The 18,766-nt window shown below is 72.5% G+C and carries 16 protein-coding genes; 5 read left to right on the forward strand and 11 right to left on the reverse strand.

What is annotated here, in order from left to right; all coding sequences use genetic code 11:
* Positions 1-187: 187 nt before the first annotated feature.
* From AB0L37_RS06895 to AB0L37_RS06910, 4 genes are all read right to left on the reverse strand, one after another.
* Complete coding sequence (locus tag AB0L37_RS06895) at positions 188-2,410, reverse strand: acetate--CoA ligase family protein (protein WP_365501124.1); 2,223 nt, start codon at positions 2,408-2,410, stop codon at positions 188-190.
* A gap of 165 nt (positions 2,411-2,575) precedes the next feature.
* On the reverse strand, positions 2,576-4,069 hold the full coding sequence (locus tag AB0L37_RS06900) for an FAD-dependent oxidoreductase (RefSeq protein ID WP_365501126.1): 1,494 nt from the start codon (positions 4,067-4,069) through the stop codon (positions 2,576-2,578).
* Between the two features lie 76 nt (positions 4,070-4,145).
* On the reverse strand, positions 4,146-6,221 hold the full coding sequence (locus AB0L37_RS06905) for a recombinase family protein (RefSeq protein ID WP_365501128.1): 2,076 nt from the start codon (positions 6,219-6,221) through the stop codon (positions 4,146-4,148).
* 174 nt (positions 6,222-6,395) lie between these two features.
* Positions 6,396-7,565, reverse strand: a complete 1,170-nt coding sequence (locus AB0L37_RS06910) for an NAD(P)/FAD-dependent oxidoreductase (RefSeq protein ID WP_365501130.1) — start codon at positions 7,563-7,565, stop codon at positions 6,396-6,398.
* 161 nt (positions 7,566-7,726) lie between these two features.
* Here AB0L37_RS06910 and AB0L37_RS06915 point away from each other — a divergent pair, with 161 nt between their 5' ends.
* From AB0L37_RS06915 to AB0L37_RS06925, 3 genes are read left to right on the forward strand one after another with little or no spacing between them, the layout of a single operon-like run.
* Positions 7,727-8,176: a DoxX family protein gene (locus AB0L37_RS06915; protein ID WP_365501132.1), complete on the forward strand. Its 450-nt coding sequence runs from the start codon at positions 7,727-7,729 to the stop codon at positions 8,174-8,176.
* The gene (locus tag AB0L37_RS06920; protein ID WP_365501134.1) at positions 8,176-8,628 is read left to right on the forward strand and encodes an OB-fold domain-containing protein; all 453 of its coding nucleotides are present in this window, start codon (positions 8,176-8,178) and stop codon (positions 8,626-8,628) included. Before AB0L37_RS06915 ends, AB0L37_RS06920 begins: the two co-directional genes overlap by 1 nt.
* Positions 8,621-9,505 carry a GNAT family N-acetyltransferase gene (locus AB0L37_RS06925; protein WP_365501136.1) on the forward strand — a complete coding sequence of 295 codons (885 nt, stop codon included), beginning with the start codon at positions 8,621-8,623 and terminating at the stop codon, positions 9,503-9,505. The genes AB0L37_RS06920 and AB0L37_RS06925 overlap by 8 nt, the downstream gene beginning before the upstream one ends.
* On the opposite strand, the gene AB0L37_RS06930 is transcribed toward AB0L37_RS06925, so the two are convergent.
* The 6 genes from AB0L37_RS06930 to AB0L37_RS06955 all read right to left on the reverse strand — a co-directional run bounded on the left by AB0L37_RS06930 (position 9,483) and on the right by AB0L37_RS06955 (position 16,169).
* Entirely contained in the window at positions 9,483-10,190 is a 708-nt protein-coding gene (locus AB0L37_RS06930; RefSeq protein ID WP_365501138.1) for a pyridoxal 5'-phosphate synthase, read from the reverse strand. The genes AB0L37_RS06925 and AB0L37_RS06930 overlap by 23 nt on opposite strands.
* A gap of 26 nt (positions 10,191-10,216) precedes the next feature.
* The gene (locus AB0L37_RS06935; protein WP_365501140.1) at positions 10,217-12,400 is read right to left on the reverse strand and encodes a protein kinase; all 2,184 of its coding nucleotides are present in this window, start codon (positions 12,398-12,400) and stop codon (positions 10,217-10,219) included.
* 11 nt (positions 12,401-12,411) lie between these two features.
* Positions 12,412-13,386 carry a helix-turn-helix domain-containing protein gene (locus AB0L37_RS06940; RefSeq protein ID WP_365501452.1) on the reverse strand — a complete coding sequence of 325 codons (975 nt, stop codon included), beginning with the start codon at positions 13,384-13,386 and terminating at the stop codon, positions 12,412-12,414.
* Between the two features lie 8 nt (positions 13,387-13,394).
* Complete coding sequence (locus tag AB0L37_RS06945; RefSeq protein ID WP_365501142.1) at positions 13,395-14,222, reverse strand: alpha/beta hydrolase; 828 nt, start codon at positions 14,220-14,222, stop codon at positions 13,395-13,397.
* A 73-nt stretch (positions 14,223-14,295) separates the two neighbouring features.
* On the reverse strand, positions 14,296-14,868 hold the full coding sequence (locus AB0L37_RS06950) for a dihydrofolate reductase family protein (protein ID WP_365501144.1): 573 nt from the start codon (positions 14,866-14,868) through the stop codon (positions 14,296-14,298).
* A 122-nt stretch (positions 14,869-14,990) separates the two neighbouring features.
* A complete protein-coding gene (locus AB0L37_RS06955; RefSeq protein ID WP_365501146.1) occupies positions 14,991-16,169 on the reverse strand; it encodes an acetyl-CoA acetyltransferase in 1,179 nt (392 codons plus the stop codon).
* A gap of 105 nt (positions 16,170-16,274) precedes the next feature.
* Here AB0L37_RS06955 and AB0L37_RS06960 point away from each other — a divergent pair, with 105 nt between their 5' ends.
* Both AB0L37_RS06960 and AB0L37_RS06965 read left to right on the forward strand, forming a co-directional pair.
* Entirely contained in the window at positions 16,275-17,456 is a 1,182-nt protein-coding gene (locus AB0L37_RS06960; protein WP_365501148.1) for an acyl-CoA dehydrogenase family protein, read from the forward strand.
* A complete protein-coding gene (locus AB0L37_RS06965; protein WP_365501150.1) occupies positions 17,456-17,944 on the forward strand; it encodes a nitroreductase family deazaflavin-dependent oxidoreductase in 489 nt (162 codons plus the stop codon). Before AB0L37_RS06960 ends, AB0L37_RS06965 begins: the two co-directional genes overlap by 1 nt.
* Positions 17,945-18,030: 86 nt before the next feature.
* Here the strand turns inward: AB0L37_RS06965 and AB0L37_RS06970 are convergent, their stop codons facing one another.
* Positions 18,031-18,678 (reverse strand): TetR family transcriptional regulator, encoded by a 648-nt coding sequence (locus tag AB0L37_RS06970; RefSeq protein WP_365501152.1) that lies wholly within the window; start codon positions 18,676-18,678, stop codon positions 18,031-18,033.
* Between the last annotated feature and the right edge of the window lie 88 nt (positions 18,679-18,766).

An 18,766-nucleotide genomic window follows, 5' to 3' on the forward strand; every position in this document is an offset into this window, starting at 1 on the left:
CGGCGCCGTCGTGGCTGGTCGCGCAGTTCCCCGCGCCCCTGAGATGCGCACCTTCGGTGCGGCATCTCATCGGGCGCGTCTGATGAAGCCGCGCTTCATCGGGGAAAGGCGCGCGAAGCGCAGGCATTTCAGGGGCGCGGGGAACTGCGCGCCCAGCCCCCACGCACCCGCAGCCGCGATGAATCAGTCAGCGGCACACCGCAAGCGCGTCCAACGCCACCGCCCCCTGCCCCCGAGGCAGCACCATCAGCGGATTGATGTCCAACTCGGCGAGCTCGGACCCCAGTTCAAGAGCCATCCGCTGGACCCGGAGCACGACCTCGACCAGGGCCTCGATGTCCGCCGGGGGCGCGCCCCTGACCCCGTCCAGCAATGCCCGGCCCCGCAGTTCGTCGAGCATCGCCCGCGCCTGGTCCTCCCCGAACGGCGGCACCCGTACAGCCGTGTCCCGCAGGACCTCGACCAGGACCCCGCCGAGGCCCACCGTCACCGTCGGTCCGAACAGGTCGTCGTGCGTGACCCCGACGACCATCTCGACCCCCCGCTCCACCATCTGGCAGACGAGCACCCCGTCCAGGCCGATCCCCTCGTACCGCGCGATGTCCGTGAGCTCGCGGTACGCGTCCCGCACCTGGCTCGCGGACGTCAACCCGACCTTCACCAGGCCGAGTTCGGACTTGTGGGCCAGCTGCGGCGCGGACGCCTTCATGACGACGGGGTAGCCGACGAGGGACGCGGCGCGCACGGCCGCCGCCGCGCTCGTGACGAGCTGCTCGCGCGGGACGCGGATCCCGTACGCCCGCAGAAGCTGCTTCGCGGCGTGCTCGCTCAGCTGGTGGCCGGGGCGCATCAGGGCCTGCGCCTTGCGGAAGGAGGGGGAGGGCGTACGCGGGGCCTCCTCGAAGGGGGAGCGGTAGGCGGCCGTGAAGCGGTGGTGGCCGAGGTAGGCGCGGACGGCGCCGATGCAGTTCGCGAAGGTGCGGAACGTGGCGACCCGGGACGAGCCGAGCAGCGTGGTGCGATACGCGTCCTCCGTGCCGACCGGCGACCCCCACACCACGCACACCAGCTTGTCGCTCTGCTCGGCCGCGTCCACGAGGTCCTGCGCCAGCTTGTCGCTCATGGGAGGGAAGGGGCCGGTGATCGGGCAGATCAGGACGCCGACGGACGGGTCGGCGAGGATCGCGTCGATGATCTTCCGGCCGCGGTGGTCGCCGACCGGGTGCCCGCCGTTGTCGACGGGGTTGGCGACGTTCAGGTACTCCGGTATCCACTGGTGGAGTTCGGCCTGCTTGGCCTCGGGGAGCACCGGCAGGTGGAGGCCCGCCGCCGTCGCCAGGTCGGAGAAGTGCGCGCCGGTGCCGCCGGAGATGGAGTAGACGACGACGCCGTCCGCCCGCGGCGGCCTGGCGCGGGCCAACAGGGCCGCCGTGTCCTGGAGTTCGTCGAGCCCGTCGACCCGGATGACGCCGAACTGCCGCATCGCCGCGTCGACGACCGTGTCCGCGCCGGTCAGCTTCCCGGTGTGCGAGGCGGCGGTGCGCGCGCCCGTCTCGGTGCGGCCCACCTTCACGGCGACGACGGGGACCCCGGCCTGCGCGGCCCGGTCGGCGGCCAGCAGGAACGACCGGCCGTCCTTGAGCCCTTCCACGTAGCAGGCGATGGCCCCGACCTCGGGCTGCTGGGAGAAGTACGAGATGAAGTCGGAGGTCTCCAGATCGGCCTCGTTGCCGGTCGGCGCCCAGTGCGAGAGCCGGATGCCGAGTTCCTGGAGGGCGAAGACGGGCCTGCCCTGGTGTCCTGACTGGGTGATGAGCGCGATGGCGGGGCCGTCGAGGTCGTCGCGGAACCGCTCGAAGGCGTTGAGGTTCGTGTTGGGTCCGAGCAGGCGCAGGCCCGAGCGCTCGACGGCCGCCGCGAGACGCTGCTGCGCGGCGGCGCCCGCGTCTCCGGTCTCGGCGAACCCGGAGGCGAAGGCGACCGCGAACTTCACCTTCGTGTCGGCGAGTTGCTCGATGACGGGCAGCGGATCGGCGACGAGGAGTACCGCCAGATCGACCTGCTCGGGCAGATCGGCGACGGACGGCACGCAGTCGAGTCCGAAGACGCTCGCGCGCGTCGGGTGCACCGGATACAGGCGGGCGCCGACCCGCTCCGCCCAGGCCAGCAGCTGGCGCGTGATGCCCGTGTTGGGCCGGCCCTCGGCGTCCGACGCCCCGACGACCGCGACGGACTCGGGCCGGAAGAACCGGTCCAGGTCCGGCACGTCGGCCTGGAGCGGACGGCCGCTGACGTCGCGTTCGCCGGCGCCGGTCCTGCCGTGCACCGCGGGCCCGGGCTGCTCGCCGCAGGCGATCACGCGGGCCCGGCGGGAGTCGGTGGTCAGGGTGCCGTAAGTCGATCCAAGCATCGGTCCGCCCGCTCCTGTGTGACAGTGAGAACTGGTCCTGAAGCTCCTCGAGCCCATGAAAACGCAACTGACGCACTGTCAGATTACTGAACTGACGCTCCGTCAGGAACAGGGCTGCACACAAAGGATGGGGCGGAACCGGCCGATCGCTGCCGAAGGCGGGCTCTACAGTGCCGCGAGCACCTCCCGCGCGGCGCGCTCGCCGGAGCGCACTGCGCCGTCCATGTACCCGTTCCAGTACGACGACGTCTCCGTGCCCGCCCAGTGGATGCCGCCCACCGGCTTGCGCAGCGCGGCGCCGTACCGGGACAGCACGCCGGGCGGCGCGTAGGCGACCGGGCCGCCGCGCGAGAAGCCCTCGTTGTCCCAGCGCTGGAGCACGAAACCGGTGGGCGAGGCGGCCTTCGTGCCGAAGTACGTGACGTAGTCCTTCAGCACCGCCGCCTTCACCTCGGCCTCGGACGCACCGTCGTACGCGCGCATCTCGTCCGCCTCGATGAAGCCCATCAGCGCGCCGTAGGAGCCGTCGGGCGGCGAGTTGTCGAAGGTGGAGCGGACGACGCCGGCATCGCTGACGACCTGCCCGTTGAGCCCGTCCGCCCGCCAGAACGGCGTCGCGTACACCGCGACCGCCTTGCCGATCGCGCCCATCGGAAGGCGCTGCGAGAGCTGGTCGCGCGCGGCCGGGAGCAGCGGGTCGAAGTCGATACGGGCCGCCAGCGGGGGCGGTACGGCGACGACGACGCGGGCCGCGGCGACGGTGATGCCGTCGGCCGTGACCGTGTACCGGCCGTCGCCGCCGCGGGCGATCTTCCGTACGGGGGAGGAGAGCCGCACGCGTTCGGTGCCGAGCCGCGCCGCCAGTTTCAGCGGGACCTGCTGCGAACCGCCCACGAAACGCGTGGCCTGCGCGCCGTCCGCCGTCTCCGTCAGCCGCTCGAAGGTGCCCGGCGTCGACTCGTTGCCGGCCGACGCGATGTAGAACAGGACGTAGAGCAGGGAGAGTTCACGCGGCTGGGCCGAGAAGATCGACGTACAGGCGACGTCGAAGAGGAAGCGCGCCGACGGGATCACGGCGTTGGCCCGCAGCCACGTCTCGAACGTCTGCCGGTCCCACTCCTCCGCCTTCTCCGCCGTCCACGGCGCGTCCACCGGGACCTTCTTGGCCATGTCGTCGAGGAGCGCCTGCACGGCGGCGGCGTTCGCGAGGCCCGCCGCGTCGATGGGCGGGACGGAGCCGAGGAGGCCGTCCGTGGCGTACGGGGTGCGCTTGCCGTCCTTGTAGAGGACGTTCTTGCCGGTGTTGTACGTGGCGAACGTCGCGACGCCGAGGTCGTCCGCGAGGGCCTTGATGCGGTCCTGGGTGGGGCCGATGAACTCGCCGCCGCCCTCGGTGACACCGCCGTTCGGGAGCGGGAGGTTCACGACGCGGCCGCCCACGCGGTCGCGGGCCTCCACGACGAGGACCGTCTTCCCCGCCGCGGCGATGTCGCGGGCCGTGGTCAGGCCGGCCAGGCCGCCGCCGATGACGGCCACGTCCACGCTGCGCTGGGCCTCGGCCGCTTGGGCCTGGGCTGTGCCCGTGGCTATCAGGGTGGTTGCCGCGGCGCCGCCCAGGAGGGCTTGGCGGCGGGTGAGCGGGTGTCTTTCGCGTGGCATGGAGGCGCACTCCGTCTCGTAGGTGATGCTGATGGCCTGTGCACTGTCCCCCCAGGAACCTGGGGGCGACAGCGAGTTACGCGAGCTGCCGTGCCGGCTTGCGCATGAGGTCGCGTGGCGTGTGCAGCAGCATGCGGATGGGATCGCCGAAGGGATGGTCGAGCGCTGTACCAGGACGTGTCCGCCGGCCCGACAGGGCGTCTGTGGACCCGAGCCATGTGCGAACCCCCGCGCCGGTGTCCACCAGGACGTGCAGAGTCGGCCTTGTGGGGTGGCGGTACACCGGAGTTCCGTGACCGTTCGCCGTCAGATGTGCGACCACTGCCTGCCAGGCGCCGCTGCCGAACCATGCGGCCTGCCGCTGCCGGATGGCGTCCGGATCGCCCCAGGGAGCGACAGCGGCCCATTCGGTGCCGTTCCGCAGTCGGTGCAGCATCCCGTTCAGAGCCTGGCGCAGATCGAGCTTGGTCATGGAGAAGTGACGAGGGCCGTGGAATGTCGCGAGGATGTCGCGCACCGCATCCCATTCCTCGGCGCCCACGTCATCGGGCACCAGCGAACCGCTGGAACCATGCCAGCCTGTGACCTTGCAAGGAGTTCCGGAGCGCTTGGTGAATCGGTGCCCGTCCGGAACCACGGTCACGTTCAACACGGCGAAAACAGCGGCGAGTTCCCCGGGATTGTGGCTTTCGGCCCGAACGGCCTGTCCCGAGTGTGCACGAGTGGTGAGTCTGCTTGCGAGCTCTCGCGATCGATCGTCTTCGTCCAGCCAGTGTCTGACTTCTTTGAGCTGCTCCTGCCATTTCCGAAGGTCGTTCCTGAGCGTGGACAGCGCGGCCGAAGCCACCACCGGATCCAGGCCCTGTGCGAGATAGCCGGGCATCGCATGCTCGATGAGCGTCGTCCGCTCCTGGATGCGTTCGCCGAGTTCCTTCTCGCGGTCCAGATACCTGGCTCGGTCGCCCGGCAGAGCAGGGGATCTCTCACAACCCGGCCAGATCAGTCTGCCCTCCCGCAGTGAGGCCGCGATCAGCTCCGACACCGCTGATTCGACTTCGTCGGCATCGAGGTTGGTGCAGTTGCAACCCGACGTCGTTCGGCCGGAGTCGACGTGGCATGGGCGATCAAACGGCGAGGTCCGCCCCTGGCACCGATAGGCACGTCCGGTTGGTCGCCCTCCGCCTGCGTACGTCTTTCCGCAGCCGCTGATGATGCGGCCGCTGAGCGGATAGTCGCGGGCTCGGTCCCTGTCCTTGCCGGAAGTACGGGATTTCAGGGCCTTGCGGAGTTCCTGCGTCTGCTCGACGGACAAAATCTGTGGCACCGTAATGCGCGTGGGCTCGCCGTACAGCGGAGTGCCCGCTTCTGCCAGGCGGGTGGCCTTCTCCCCGGGGGCACGGTGCGTCTTCCGGTAGGTGGTGTATCCGTCGAACGTCTCGGAGCGCAGCCTTTGGTAGATGTTGGCCGCCGTCCACGGCCTTCCGCTGCGGGTGCTGAGGCCCGCACGGTTCAGTTCCGTCGCGACTTCCCGGTAGTTCAGTCCTTCGCCGACGAAAAGCTCGACAGCTCGGCGGATGACAAGAGCCTCTTCCGTGCATACCGCGAGAGCAGACCCCTTCCCGCCCGTCTTCTCCAAGCGATAGCCGTAGGGCGCAGGTCCGGCCGGCCATCCGCCCTGCTCGATCTTCTTCTCCCGCCCACTCTGCGTGCGACGCCGGATTCGATCCCACTCGCCCTCGGCTTCGGCGATGTGCGCCTCGAACTTCGTCCAGCCCTCGGGCGTACTGGTGTCGATTTCCTCCTCGATCGCAATGAAGTGCACGCCGATGTCGCGCATCCGCCATACCCAGTTGAGGGACGCTCGCATTGATCGGCCGATGCGGTCCACGCGGGCCACGACGATGCGGTCGACGGCTGCGGTACGGGCCGCTTGCTCCAGGCGCCGCATCCCTGGTCTGTGCGCCGAGGCTCCGCTGACTCCCTCATCTGCGTAGATCTCGACGAGGATTCTGTTCTCCTGCGATGAGGCCCAGGCCCGGATTTCGTCCTCTTGGACATCGAGGCCGTATCCCTTGCGCTGCTCTCCGGAGGAACAGCGCTTGTACCCCAGGGCTTTGATGTGCGGAGGCTGGGCATGTTTATGCTCGGTCACGTCAGTCCTTTGTCGACTGGCCGGACCCCGGGACGGTGCCACGTCGCCGGGGTCACCCATGTGAAGGCGACTGTAGGACGTGCGGGTGACATTCGCTGCGCGTTCGTCAAGTTCCCGAGAACGCAACGTCAATTGGCCGGTCGCGGGCCGGTGAGCGGCCGAGGTGGCTTCGCCTCAGGGCCGGCCGAGGGATCGCGCGATCCGCTTCGCGTCCAGGGAGATTTCCCTGAGCATCCCGCTGATCGGATTGGTGTAACCGAGGCAGTACAAGCCGGGCGCCGAAGGAAGCGTGCGGGCCCCGTGGGGCAGGGGGCGGCCCGTTTTCGGGTCGAGGACGTCGAGGTGGCCGACCAGGTCCTCCAGGCCCTGGCGGTAGCCGGTCGCCGCGATCACCGTGTCGGGGGTGATGCGGGTGCCGTCCGCCAGGACGACCTCCGCGCCGTCGAAGGACTCGACGGCCGCCACCGGTTCGACCTTGCCGGTGCGGACCGCGTCGATGAGGCCGACGTCCTGGACCGGGATGGAACCCTCGCGGACGCGTGCGTACAGGCCCGTGTCGGGGCGGGGCAGGCCCTGGGCGGAGAGGTCGGGGACGCTCAACTTGCCGAGCGGGACGGCCAGCCGGTCGACCAGGGAGACCGGGAGACGGCGGCAGAGGATGCCGGTGAGCTGGGCCGGCCAGCCCATCGTCGAGCGGCGCACGATGTGCGGGGCGGTGCGCACGGCGAGGCGGACACGGGCGGCGCCGCCCTCGACGAGGTCGACGGCGATCTCGGCGCCGGTGTTGCCGACACCGACGACGAGCACGTCCCGGCCGGCGTAGGGGGCCGGGTTGCGGTAGGCGCTCGCGTGCAGGAGTTCACCGGTGTACGAGGACGCGCCCGGCCAGTCGGGCAGGCGCGGGGTGTGGTTGTAGCCGGTGGCGACGACGACCGCGGTGCCCGTCAGTTCCCGGCCGCCGGTCGCGTGCAGCAGCCACCCCGAGCCGTCGGGGGCCGGGTCGATGCGGGTGACCTCGACGCCCGTGACGACCTCCAGGTCGTGGTACTCGGCGTACTTCTCCAGGTAGCGGATGACGTCGTCGCGGGCGACCCAGCGGCCGAAGCGGCGCGGGATCGGCAGCCCCGGCAGGGCCGAGAGGCGACGCGTGGTGTGCAGGTGGAGGCGGTCGTAGTGGCCGCGCCACGAGGCGCCGACCCGGTCGGAACGCTCCAGGACGACGGCCCGTACGCCGTGCGCCTTGAGGCTCGCGGCAGCGGCCAGACCGCCGGGCCCGCCGCCGACGACGTACACGGGCGGGCGTTCGTGGCTGCGGACGGCCGGTGACGGATTCGGGTCGGTCATGTGCGGGAGCGTAATCCGGACCGGAGTTGATGGGGCTCGGTCAAGTCTGAATTCGATTGCGAATTGATCACGGAGTCCGGTCGCGTCCGGGGCCTTGCGGACTCGGCGCCGGATGCGCTGAACTGACGTACCGTCAGATAAGTGGGAGGGCGGTCCGACGCATGGACGCGATAGGTCTCAGCGGCGCCGAATGGCTCGCCGTGCTGCGCATCGGCCTCGGCCTGTGGTGGCTGGAGAGCTGGCGGCACAAGGACAAGAAGGGCTGGTTCGAGCGCGGCACCGGCATCGCGTGGGCCGCCGACGTCGCCGCCAAGCACAAGTGGAACGCGGTGCGCAGCGGCTTCGACGTCGTCGTCAGGCCGCGGCCGAAGACGATGGCGTACGTCGTCGTGTACGCCGAACTCGCCCTGGGACTGGGGCTGGTGGCCGGATTGCTGACGCCGTTCGCGCTCGTGGGCGGACTGCTTCTCAACCTTCTCTACTTCACGCTCATGATCCACGACTGGGCCGAGCAGGGGCAGAACGCGATGATGGGGCTCGTCTCGGTCGTCGCGCTGTTCGCCATGTCCTGGCAGACCTGGTCCCTCGACCACGCGATCGGACTGTTCTGATGGCCGCGACCCCGGACGTACGGTTCGACGTCCCCGAGCCCGACGCCTTCACGCGCCCCTACTGGGACGCCGCCGCCGAGGGACGGCTGCTGCTGCGGCACTGCGCGGCGTGCGCGCGGTTCCACCACTACCCGCGCGAGTTCTGCCCGTACTGCTGGAGCGATTCCCCGGACGTGGTGTCGTGGCGCCCGGCGAGCGGCCGCGCCACGCTCTACACCTGGTCCGTCGTGCACCGCAACGACCTGCCGCCGTTCGGCGCGCGGACGCCCTACGTCGCCGCCGTCGTCGACCTCGCCGAGGGGCCCCGGATGATGACGGAGGTCGTGGAGTGCGACGAGGCGTCGCTGCGCGTGGGGATGGAGCTCGCGGTCGCCTTCAGGGAGGGCGGGGGTGGCGGCTGCGTGCCCGTGTTCCGGCCCGGTGCGACGTCGGCATCATGGGCGGATGACTGACGACAACAACGACGGCCGATGGCAACTGCTCGACGACAGCGCCGAGTTCGAACGGCAGGCGGGGGAGTACCTGCGCTCCGACCCCGCCCTGCACACCGTCGCCCTCGGCGTCCTGGCGGGCCTGCGGGCCGGTGAGCCGCGGTTCGCCGGAGTGGAGCCCCTCTTCGGCGTCTGGCGCGACGGCGCCGGACGCGTCGCCGGCAGCCTGCTGTGGACGCCGCCGCACCAGCTGAACGTCAGCCCGCTCGGCGACCCGGCCGCCGAACGCCTGGTCGCCGCCCTGGACGGGACGGAACCGAAGGGCGTCGGCGGCACCGTCGAAGGGGCCGGGGCCGTCGCCCGCGCGTGGGCCCGGCGCCGCCCGGGCGTACGCGTCGAGCGGGAGGCCGCCCAGCGGCTCTACCGGCTCGGCACGCTCACCCCGCCCGACCCGATGCCCGCCGGACGGGCCCGGGTCGCGGCCGGCGCCGACCGGGAGCTGCTCGTGCGCTGGTGCCAGGAGTTCCGGGCCGCCATCGGGGAGAAGCCCGACGAGGAGTACGCCCGCGCCTGGGCCGACGGCCGGATCTCCTACGGGGGCGTCACCCTCTGGGAGGCGCCCGACGGGACGCCGCTGTCCATGGCGGGCGTCAACCGCCGGAGCGCCGGGTCCGTGCGCGTCGCCCCCGTCTACACGCCCGAGCCGCTGCGCGGCCACGGCTACGCGGCCGCCGCCACCGCCGAGGTCAGCCGGGCCGCGCGCGCCGCCGGCGCCGACGAGGTGCTGCTCTTCACCGACCTCGACAACCCGACGAGCAACGCCCTCTACCAGCGTCTCGGCTACCGCCCGGTGCGCGACTTCGCGGTCTGGACGTTCACGGCCACAGCAGCTCCTTGACCCAGCCGTCCGCCGTGCGCCGGTACCTGACCCGGACGTGGCGCCTGCGGGCGTCGCCCTGGAAGAACTCGACTTCCTCCGGGGCGAGTTCGTACGCCGTCCAGGACGCGACGTCCGCCTCCGGCTCACGCCGCGCCCGCTCCCAGGCGGCGTCCGAGGCCCGCTCCAACTCCTCGTAGGACGTGAGCGGTTCGCTCTGGTGGCCGACGAGCGCGGAGGCGAGGGCGCCGGTCGAGCGGGCGTGCAGATCGGCGTACGCGACCTCGTGCGGGGCGGTGCGGACGGGGCCGCGGACCCGGACCTGGCGGCCGAGCAGCGGCCAGTAGAAGCCGAGCGCCGCGTACGGGCGGGCGGCGAGCTGGCGGCCCTTGGCGCTGCCCGAGTGCGAGGCGAAGTGGAAGCCGGCGGCGTCGGCGCCGTGCAGCATCACCGTACGGACGTCGGCGCGGCCCTCGGCGTCCGTGGTCGCGAGCGACGGGGTGTGCGGCTCGGTCTGACCGGCGTCCACGGCGGCCGTGAACCACTCCACGAACAGGGGGAGCGGGGCGTCGGGGGCCGTCGCCGGGACGAAGGCGGGGAGTGCGGTGTCCCAGACGCGCAGGGTGCGCAGGGCGGCCTGGATCGGGTCCGCGGGTGCGGTGGGGTCCGAGGGTTCCGTGGGGTCCGAGGCGTCCGTGGTGTTCATGCGTCGATTGTCGCGTGCGGGTGCGGTCAGTCGCGGGTGAGGCCCGCCACCGTGCCCAGCGTCTTCCACGTACCGGATTCGCGGCGCTCGACCCAGACGGGGCGGGCGGTGCCGCGGCCGAGGGAGGCGAGGGTGTAGTCGCCCTGGAGGCCGTTGACGCGGGCCTCGGGCAGGGCGGCCTTCAGGTCGTCGCGGACGGCGCGGGCGCCGGTGCCGGCGATCGCCCGCGACCGGAACGCGGCGACGACCGCCTGGGCCGCCTCGTACTGCTCCAGAGCCCCCGGCCGGGTCATCAGCGGGCGTACGCGGTCGCACCAGTCCGCGACCTGGAGGCACTCGCCGCTGCGGAACGGGGAGTTCGAGACGGTCCTGAAGCGGAGGACGCCGTCGGGGAGCCGGTCCCGCGGGGCGCTCGGGGAGAGCAGGTCGCAGTCGTCGCGACGGTCGGGGGCGAGCACGACGGTGCCCTGGAAACCGGCGTCGCGCAGGGCCGCCACGGACGCCTCGGGGGCAGGGCCGTCGGCGAGGTACACGGTGTCGGGGCGGGCCTTCGCCAGCAGGGCACGCAGCGCGGGCCGGCCGAGGGCGGCGGGCGGCTTCGGCGACGAGGCGTACGCGCGGCCGTCGCCCCGGGCCTCGACGAACCGCTCCTTGAACGCGGCCTGCACCGGGTCGCCCGGCGCCGGGACACCGAGGGCCAGCAGGCGCGTGGTGTGCCGGACGTCTTCGAGATACGAGGCGAACCGCTCGCCGAGGCCGGCGTCCGGCTCGTCGAACCCGGCGGGCGCCCGCCCGTCGCGCGCCTGGCAGGTGCGCAGCTCCGGGGTGCCCGGCGGGCTCGGGGCGTCCGTCGTGTCGCCGACGACCGCGACGACGTCCGGGAACTTCCGGGCGAACTCCTGCGGCGTCATCCAGTCGGCGTGCGGCACACCGACGGCTTCCAGGGGCAGCCTGCCGCCGTAGTCGCGCAGGGCCTGCTCCACCGGGGCGAGGTCCACCGAGGGGACGCCCCGTCCGAGGACCGCGATCCGGAAGACGGGGGCCGGGCGGGCCTGCGGTGCCTCCGGCCGCGCCAGGAACGAGGGGACGGCGACGGCGCCCGCGACGCCGGTGAGGGCGATCGCGGAGAACAGGGCGAGGCGGCGCCGGGCGGGCGGGAGGTGACGGCGCCGGGCGGGGGCGGAGGGCCGGGGCGCGGGAGTGGCCGCCCAGCGGGGCCGTGGGCCGGGGGTCGGGGCGGGTTTCGGCTTGGGTGCGGGTGCCAGCTGTGGCTGTGGCTGTGGCTGTGGCTGTGGCTTTGGCATCGGCGTCGGCCGCGGCTTCGGTGCCCGCGCCTCCTCCCGCAGCGCCGCAAGCCGTACGGCCACCCCGCCGGCGTCCGCGGGCCGGTCGGCGGCCCGCTTCGCCATCAGCGCCGCGACCAACTCGTCGACGGCGACCGGCACGTCGGCCCGGGCCCGGCTCGGCCGGACCGGGATGTCGTGCAGGTGGTTGTACATGACCCCGGCGGCGGGGCCCGTGAACGGCGGGCGCCCGACGAGGAGTTCGTACAGCACGCACCCGAGCGCGTACAGGTCGATCCGCCCGTCCCCCGGCTCCTGCCGGAACCGCTCCGGCGCCATGTAGAGCACGCTCCCGATCGGCAGCGTGCCGGTCCTGGTCAGCCGGGTCGCGGCCTCCGCGCCCTCCAGGAACGCCGCGATCCCGAAGTCGAGGATCCTCACCGCGTCCGGATCGCCGCGCGTGACCATGATGTTGGCGGGCTTGACGTCCCGGTGCACGATCCCGGCCGCGTGCGCGGCGGCGAGCCCGAGCGCGGCCTGCCGTGTCCACTCCAGGGCCTGCTCGACGGGGACGCGCACCTCGCGCCGCAGGATCTCCTGCAACGACTCCCCGCCCACCAACTCCATGACCAGATACGGCACGTCGCCGTCATCCGTACCGGCACCGGAACCGGCGGCATCGGCTCCGTGGTCGTACACCGTCACCACGTACGGGCTCGCCAGTGCGGCGACGGCCCGCGCCTCCCGCCGGAACCGGCGTACCAGCTCGGCGCGTTCGCCCGCCTCGATGTCGTCCGGCGGGGCGAACACCTTGAGGGCGACGAGCCGCCCGAGGTCCTCGTCGCGGGCGCGCCACACCTGCCCCATGCCACCGGAACCGATGGTCTCCAGGAGCCGGTACCGGCCGCTCAGCAGACGTCCCCGCATGGCGCCCGACGCTAGCTCCGGAACGCCCCGCTCGGCAGAGTCCCCAGGTGCCGCATGGGTAACGGTTGCGCTTCGCGCACGACACGGGAGCCCGTGAGGCCGGCAGGGCGCGACTGCGGCCATGCCACGTCGTCGATCGCCAGCCACGGGGCGGCGGCCACCGCCGTCGGGGTCAGGCCGGTGAACTCCTTCACCTCGCGGTGGAGATGGGACTGGTCGGTGTAGCCGCTCGCGGCGGCGGTCTCGCTCGGGGTGCGCCCCGCCGCGAGGAGGTGGGCCGCGTGGTCGAAGCGGACCAGGCACGCCGCACGCTTGGGCGTGACCCCGAGCTGGGCGCGGAAGCGGGCCGAGAGGCGCTTGCGGCTCCAGCCGACGTCGTCCGCCAGGTCATCGACGCGGACCAGGCCGCGGCGGTCGAGGGTGCGCCGCCAGGCGACGGCTACCTCGGGGTCGACCCGGTGCGACGCGGTGCGGGAGGTGACGCGGGACGCGATGCGCGCGGTGAGGGCGTCGGCGGCGATCGTGAACCGGTCGTCCCAGGTCGCCGCCGCCCGCAGTCTGTCCTCCGTGCGGTCCGCGTCGCGTCCCCAGAGCGCCTCCAGCGGGGCCACCGACCCGGCGAGCTCGGACGTCGCGCCGAACACGGCGGCGGCCGCGACAGGCCCGAGCCGGATCTGAAGGATCGCGCCCACCCGCCCGCCGGCCCGGAGTTCACCGGGGAGCAGCCCCACGACGACGCTGCCGCGCCCGTGCAGCCCTCCGGCGCCGTAGACGAAGCCCTCGCCGTCGCTCAGGTCGACGAGGACGGAGACGGCGGGATGCGCGACCATCGCGATGTCCAGGAGGGCCGGGACGTCGGCCGTGGCGCGGTACTGGAAGCCCGCCATGCGGACGCCCGGCAGGCGCGGTGCGGGGTGCCGGGGAACCGCGACGTCGACGGCGCTCCAGTCGGGCGGTGCTCCGGGCGGTCCTCCGGTCGGTGACAGCACGGTGGTCAGTCTATGAGGGGTTCCGGGGCCGGCGCCGTGAACGCGAGGAGGAGTTCGGCGGTCCGCGCCGGGTCCTCGAACATCGCCAAGTGGCCCACGCCCGGCAGGAGTTCGAGGCGCGCCCCGGGCACCGCCGCGTACTGCCGGGCCGACGCCGGGTCCCAGCGCGGGTCGGCGCTGCCGAAGAGCGCGAGGACCGGGACGCCGGGGAGCGCGGCGAGCCGCTCGGGCACGCTCCGCTCGGCGATGTAGTCACCGTAGGCGCGCAGCACGGACCTGAGCGTGCCGTACGAGATGTCCCGTACCTCGGCGACGACGTCGTCGGGGATCTCCACCGGGCGGGCCGCCGTCGCACGCAGCGCCTTGCGGATCATGGCGTCCGAGCGCCGCGCCCACAGCAGGGGACCGAATGGCGGCGCCAGCAGGACCCGGTGCAGGAGCGGCTGCGCGAGCAGCGCGTCCGGGCTCGGCCCCGTACTGATCAGTGCGAGGGAACGCACCAGGTCGGGGCGGTGCTCGGCGAGCGCGGTGGCGACGTAACCGCCGCTGGAGTGCCCGGCGACGGCGACGTCCCGCAGGCCGAGCCCGTCGAGGACCGCCGCCACCCGGGCCGCCTGCGCGGGCGCGTCGTAGGCCGGTGCGGGCGGGGACTGGCCGCAGCCGGGGAGGTCGACGCGGATGACGTGGTGGCGTGCGGCGAGGGCGGGGACCATGGGGCCCCAGGTGGCGCCGGACGCCCCCGATCCGTGGATGAGCAGCAGCGGGGGCGCTTGCCGCGGTCCGTCGTGGACCACGTGCGTCGCGGGTTTCTGCGCGGTGTCGTGTACGTCCATGACGGCGATGGTGCGGCGGACGCGGCTGGGCTGTCTTGTACGAATGTCCGCGCTGTGGGCATCGCCGGGGCGGTCAGCGCACCACGTCGAAGATGTTCTTCTGGATGCCGTTCGCGTACGTCTCGGCCTCCACCAGCTTCAGCTTCTGCGCGTCCTTGTCCGCCGCGCTGAACAGGCGCTTGCCCGCGCCGAGCAGGACCGGGAAGACGAGCAGGTGGTAGCGGTCGACGAGGCCGGCGTCGGCGAGGGCCCGGTTCAGGGCGGCGCTGCCGTGGACGATGATCGGGCCGCCCTCGGTCTCCTTCAGCGCGGCGACGTCGTCGAGGGAGCGCAGGATCGTCGTCTCGCCCCAGTCCGACACGAGGTCGCCCTCGGAGAGCTTGGTGGAGACGACGTACTTCGGCATCACCTTGTAGTCGGCGAACTCCGGCATGCCCGGCCACACGGGGCTGAACGCCTCGTAGCTGACCCGGCCGAGCAGCATCGCCGCGGCCTCCTTCTGCTCCCGGCCCTTGATCTCGTAGGCCTCGGGAAGGAACTCGATGTCCTTGAAGGTCCAGCCGGAGTTGCGGTAGCCGGCCTCGCCGCCCGGGGCCTCGACGACGCCGTCGAGCGAGACGAAGGCGGAGCTGATGAGGGTGCGCATGGCGGGTCTCCAGGGTTCTCGTGGCACCCGCGCGGTCCGCGGTGTGCCGTTGTCTGCCCATGATGACCGGGGCACCCGCGCGAACTCATCGGAGATCAGCCGGGCAATTTCGCAGGCGGCGCTCAGTCGCGGCCCAGGACCACCGTCCCGGCCGAGCAGAACCAGCCGCCCGTGCCGGAGGCCACCGCGAGGCGGGGGAGCGAGCCGTCCGGTCGGTGCACCTGGTGCCCCGCCGCCTCGCCGCGCAGTTGCCGCACCGCCTCGACGAGGAGGAACAGGCCCCGCATGCCCGGGTGCTGGGCGCTGAGCCCGCCGCCGTCGGTGTTGGTCGGCAGGTCGCCGTCCCAGCGCAGCCGGCCCTTCTCGACGAACGCGCCGCCCTCGCCCTTCGCGCAGAACCCGAGGTCCTCCAGGGTCACAAGGGTCATGTACGTGAAGGCGTCGTAGATCTCCGCGATGTCGATGTCCGCGGGCGTGACCCCGGCCCGCTCGAAGGCGAGGCGGCCGCTGACCGCCGCCGGGGAGACGGTGAAGTCGTCCCACTCGGACATGGTGGTGTGCGAGACGTGCTCGCCCGAGCCGAGCACCCACACCGGCGGCTTCGCGCAGTCGGGCAGCAGGTCGGCGGCCACGAGCAGCACGGCCGCGCCGCCGTCGGAGCGGAGGCAGCAGTGCAGCTTGGTGAACGGGTCGGCGATCATCGGACCCGCCAGGACGTCGTCGACGGTGATCGGCGCGCGGAACATGGCACCGGGGTTGCGGGCCGCGTTCTGCCGTGCCTGGACGGCGACCTGGGCGAGCTGGTCGAGCGTGGTGCCGTACTCGTGCATATGGCGGCGGGCGGCCATCGCGTACTTGGCGATGAGTGTGTGTCCGTACGGGACCTCGAACTGGAGGGGGCCACGCGCGCCGAACGAGAGGTTCGAGGTGCGCCGCCCGGCCTTGATGTCGGCGCGGGCCGTCGACCCGTAGACGAGGAGGACGGCGCGGGCGTGCCCGGCGGCGATGGCGTCCGCGGCGTGCGCGGCCATCACCTCCCAGGTCGAGCCGCCGACCGAAGTGGAGTCCACCCAGCGGGGTTTGAGCCCGAGGTACTCGGCGACCTCGACCGGCGCGAGGGTGCCGAGGCCCGCGCTGGCGAAGCCGTCGACGACGTCCGGGGTGAGTCCGGCGTCGGCGAGGGCGCGGCGGGCGGCCTGGGCGTGCAGGGCGTAGGGGGTGGCCTCGTCGACGCGGCCGCAGTCGGACAGGGCGATGCCCGCGACGGCGACCTGGGGGCGTGAACCGCTGCTGCCAGTCATGAATCTGACGGTACATCAGATAAGCGGGGCGGTGCAGAGGGTGCCCGGCCCTTCCCGCCCGCACCCCGCCGCCCTAATATGACGACCCGTCAGAAAGGGGCTCGCATGGACGCCAGGTTCACCGAGGAACAGCAGGAGATCCGCCGCACCCTGCGCGAACTCACCACCAAACGCTGTACCCCGGACGACATCAAAGCCGCCACCCGCACCCCGGCAGGCCACGACCCCGACCTGTGGGGCACCCTCGGCCACGAGCTCGGACTCCCCGGGCTCGCCCTGCCCGAGGAGAGCGGCGGCGCCGGCGGCACCCTCACCGAACTGACCCTGGTGGCGGAGGAGTTGGGCCGGGTCCTCGCGCCGAGCCCGCTGCTCGCCACCAGCGGGCTCGCGGCCCCCCTCGTCGCCGCGCTCGGCACCGACACCCAGCGCGCGGCCCTGCTGCCGCGCATCGCCGACGGATCGCTGACCGCCGCCCTCGCCGTCCCCGGCACCGGACTCGCCACCGCCCTCGGCCTCGTCGCGGACAACGCGGGGGACTGGGCGGGCGGCGGCCGGGCCGGCGGCGTACAGGCCGCGCGGCAGGGCGACGGATGGCGCCTGTACGGGCAGGCCGAGCAGGTCCTCGACGGGCACAGCGCCGGGCTGCTGCTCGTCGCCGCGCACACCGGCGGCTTCGCCCGCTCCCGCACCCTGCTCTTCCTCGTACGGCAGGACGCGCCCGGCCTCGTCCGCACGCGGCAGACCTCGCTCGACGAGACCCGCCCGCAAGCGCGTCTCGAACTGCGGGATGTGGCGGCCGAGTTGCTCGGTGTGGAGGACGCCGACGTGGCCGGCGCGCTCGCCGCCGCCGGGGACGGCGTCGCCACGCTGCTCGCCGCCGAGGCCGTCGGAGCCGCCGACCGGGCCCTGGAGCGGACCGTCGCCTACGTCAAGGAGCGCGAGCAGTTCGGGCGGCCCGTCGGATCGTTCCAGGCGGTCAAGCACCGGCTCGCCGACGTCTACGTCCAGGTGCAGGCGGCGCGCTCGGCCGCGTACTACGCCGCATGGGCCGCAAGTGACGTACAGGAGAAGGAAGTCGGCGGTCTCGCGCTCGCCCAGGGCCTGGAGGCGCTGCGGACGGCGGCAGCCGAGGCGGTGCAGCTGCACGGCGGCATCGGTTTCACCTGGGAGCACGACGCGCACCTGTACCTGAAGCGGGCCGCCGGTGACGAGCTGCTCTTCGGGCCCGTGCACCTGCTGCGGGCGCGGGCGGCGCAGGAAGCGCGTCTGTTCGAGGTGAGCGCCTGATGGCCCCGCCCGGACTGCGGCTCGTCCAGAAGGTGTCGTCGACCCGGACCTTCGCCCGCGTCGCGCCGCACGTCATCCCCGCCATGGACCGCGCCGTGCACCGTCTCACCCGGGGAAAGGTGCTGCTCAGCGCCCAGATGCTGCCCGGGGTGATCCTCACGGTGAAGGGTGCGAAGAGCGGACTGCCGCGGCGTACGCCGCTCGCGTGCATGCCCGAGGGCGATGCGGAGACCGGCACCTGGCTGCTCATCGGGTCGAACTTCGGCCGCCCCGGACACCCGGCCTGGACGGCGAACCTGATGGCGCACCCGGATGCCGAGATCAACTGGCGCGGCGCGGACATCCCGGTGACGGCCCGTCTCCTCAACTCGGAGGAAAGAGCGGCGGCTTGGGAGGCGGCGCTGAAGTTCTGGCCGCCGTATGCGACGTATCAGGCGCGCATCGACCGTGAGATCAGACTGTTCCGCCTGGAGCGGCGGCGCCCATAAGGGCGACAACTGCAACGGCGGCGGTTCACGTGGCACCACGCGAACCGCCGCCGTACGACAGGACCGGAAATTACTGGAGGCCGCCGCTACTTCGTCGGCTTCTTGCCCGTCACGCCCAGATGCACCAACAGGGCGAGATTCGGCTTCAGTTCGGCCTGCTTCACGCCCCAGGTCTGGAAGCCCTTCTGGTGCGAGGCGACCGCCGCGAGCATCGCGACCAGCGAACCGGCGACGGCCGCCGGGCTCACGTCCTTGTCGACCTTGCCCTTGTCCTGGAGCTCCTTGACCGCTTCCGCAAGGGAGTTGTTCACGGAGTTCAGGATCTTCATGCGGATCTTGTAGAACCGCTTGTCGCCCTCGGCAGCGCCGAGGTCGACGACGCGCAGGATCGCGTCATTCTTGCGCCAGAACTCCAGGAATCCGTCCACGAGTTCCTGCGCGGTCGCCCAGCCGGCCTTGCCGACCCACGAGCGGTCGGCGACCAGGTCGGTCAACCCCGCGCCCTCGGTGGCCATTTGCTCGGCGATCTCCAGGACGGCGCCCTCGACGTCCGGGAAGTACTGGTAGAAGGTGGCGGGCGAAGTGCCCGCCTTTCGTGCCACATCGATGACTTTGACGTCCCGATAAGGCGAGGAGCTGAGCATCTCGCCGAGGCATTCGAGCAGCTTCTGACGTGTTGCCTGACCACGCCGTCCGGCCACGCGGCCGTCGACGGTACGCACTTGTCCTGTCATGCCGTCAGCTTACCGAGGGGTGATCGGAGCGCGATCTGACCGACTGCAAATGGGTCCTGCCCCGGGAATCCGCACCCGCCTCCGGTCA

This window comes from Streptomyces sp. NPDC052225, from assembly GCF_040679615.1.
Lineage (GTDB): Bacteria > Actinomycetota > Actinomycetes > Streptomycetales > Streptomycetaceae > Streptomyces.